Genomic DNA, 2,625 nt, shown 5'->3' on the forward strand with positions numbered 1-2,625 from the left:
TTACTTTGTTTGCTTGTCAGATCAAGTCTAAACTATTACAGCTTATACCAAGAATTTTATCAAACATTCCTGCACGATACACTTGAGAGCCGAAGTTTGATTCGTCAGCCAAATTTTTGTAATTGTATTCTTTCATAATGTACTCCTTAATTTAAAAACTATACTAACATTAATATACAAGTACAAAAATTATATTAATATTAGTATTGCTTTTCAGGGCAGTAGTATAAATTTATAGTACCTTTTGAAAAAATTCATGACTTGACGGCAAAGAGCATTATATTGGTATCATGACTGACTTGGAAAAGATGAGAGAAAAACTGCAAAATCAAATTAATTATCATAATATCTTATATTATCAAAAAAGTAATCCAGAGATAAGTGATGCTGAATATGATGAACTGAAAAAAAAGTTAGCTGCAATAGAGCCAGAAGCTTATGCAACACAAGATAGTGTTGGTGCTCCGCCTGATGAGAGATTTTCTAAGGTGGAACATCAAGAACCTATGCTTTCTCTTGAGAATGCTTATGATGAACAAGGTGTAGAAAAATTTTTGTCTAAAATAAAGAGATTTTTAATTGCAGATGAAATAGAGATATTATGTGAGCCAAAAATTGATGGATTGTCATTTTCTGCAATTTATGAAGATGGGAAATTTGTTAAAGCTGCAACTCGAGGTGACGGTTTTGTAGGAGAGGATGTAACTCACAATGTTGCAACAATAAAAGGCTTTCCTAAGTTTTTACAAGATGTGCAAGGAAGACTAGAAGTAAGGGGTGAAATATATATCAGTAACAGCGACTTTTTAAAGTTAAATGAAAATAATGAATTCGCTAATCCTCGAAATGCAGCTGCTGGTTCTTTAAAGCAATTGAATGCGAACATTACAGCAAAAAGGCCTCTTAGATATTTTTCTTATTCTTTAATTGGTGGAATAGAGAAAAGTCAAAGTGAAGTACTAGAAAAACTTGAGAAACTTGGTTTTTGCGTAAATGAGCATCGTTCCTTAACAAGTAGTTTGAATGGAATGCTAAAGTTCTATAACGAGATCTATGATTATCGTTATAACTTGGATTATGATATCGATGGGATAGTCTATAAAGTGAATGATTTGGTGCTACAAAGTCGTCTGGGAAGTACACACAAAGCGCCACGCTCAGCGCTTGCATATAAATTTTCTGCGGTTTATGCAAAGACAAAGTTAAATAAAATATTTATACAGGTGGGTAGAACGGGGCTTTTAACTCCAGTTGCAGATTTGGTACCAGTCAATATTGGCGGAGTGCTAGTTAGCAGAGCAAGTCTACATAACCAAGATGAGATAAAACGTAAAGACATAAGAGAAGGAGATGTTGTAACAATTAAAAGAGCTGGAGATGTAATTCCTCAAATTGTCAAAGTAGATGAAGGTTCTCGTCATGCAAATATGCCTGAATTTGTGTTTCCTGACATATGTCCTGAATGTGGTAGTAAAGTGCAGATTGAAGGAGTTGCAGTAAGATGTCCTAAAGAATTTAATTGCAAGGCTCAAATAGTAGAAAAACTAAAACATTTTGTGTCAAAAGATGCATTTGACATTGTTGGCCTTGGTGAAAAACAAATAAAGTTTTTTTATGACCTGGAACTAATAAGACAAATTCCAGACATTTTTATTTTAGAGGAAAGATTAAAAGAGTTTTCCTTAAAAGAGCATCATGGTTGGGGCAAGAAGTCAATAGCTAATCTATTAAGTGCTATACAAAGCAGAAGAGTAATCTCTCTAGATAGGTTCATATTTTCTTTGGGTATCAGATTTATCGGCCAAGTTGCAGCAGAATTGCTCGCAAATTATTATGTATCTTATGATAACTGGTATAATTCGATGTCATCAAATGATGTTGAGTTGGTAGGTATAGATGGTATAGGAGAAAAAGTAGCTGAATCTTTAAAATCGTTTTTTTCTCAGGAACGTAACATTAAAATGTTAAATGATCTTACTGCATATCTGCAAATTCTTCCCGTGAGCTCCAACTCTAGCGATTCTTTTTTGAATAACAAAATTATAGTGTTTACTGGTAAGCTACGTGCTATGAGCAGAGGGGAGGCAAAAGTAAGAGCTAAAGTTTTAGGGGCAAAGATCAGTTCAAGCCTTTCTACTAAAACTGACTATTTAATTGCAGGAGAAGATCCAGGTTCAAAATATAAAAAAGCAATGGAATTGGGTGTGGAAATTTTAGATGAAGAACAGTGGAACAAATTGTGCTAAACACAACTTAATCTGACGGGAATGAATTAACTGATAGAAGAATGGGAGTGTTAAATAAACCATACGCGTCAAGTTAAGGAAATATCGTGAAATATAGCAACATTTGAGATGGGCATTTTATTTGTTACATTTATTTTTTTAGGGAGTTCTTATCTAGAAGAAGATAATTTTTTCAGAAGAATCTATAAATTAATAACTTTATTACTTAATATATAAAATAGTTTTTTTTCGTTTCCTTTCTTCCTTATACCACTTTTCCTTAACTTGACGCGTATGGTTTATTTAACACTCCCCATCAAATCTCGCTGTTGCAGTAGCCATCAATTATCCATGGTGTAATAGTTTAGACTTGATCTGACAGGCATGAATTAACTGACAG

The 2,625-nt window shown here is 33.3% G+C and carries 1 protein-coding gene; it reads left to right on the top strand.

The window, feature by feature from the left end:
* Nucleotides 1-290: 290 nt before the first annotated feature.
* Nucleotides 291-2,246: an NAD-dependent DNA ligase LigA gene (gene ligA / locus JR053_RS05280; protein WP_010402082.1), complete on the top strand. Its 1,956-nt coding sequence runs from the start codon at nucleotides 291-293 to the stop codon at nucleotides 2,244-2,246.
* The last annotated feature ends 379 nt before the right edge of the window (nucleotides 2,247-2,625 follow it).

It is taken from the genome of Wolbachia endosymbiont of Nasonia vitripennis (assembly GCF_048054115.1).
In the GTDB taxonomy this organism is placed as follows: Bacteria; Pseudomonadota; Alphaproteobacteria; order Rickettsiales; family Anaplasmataceae; genus Wolbachia.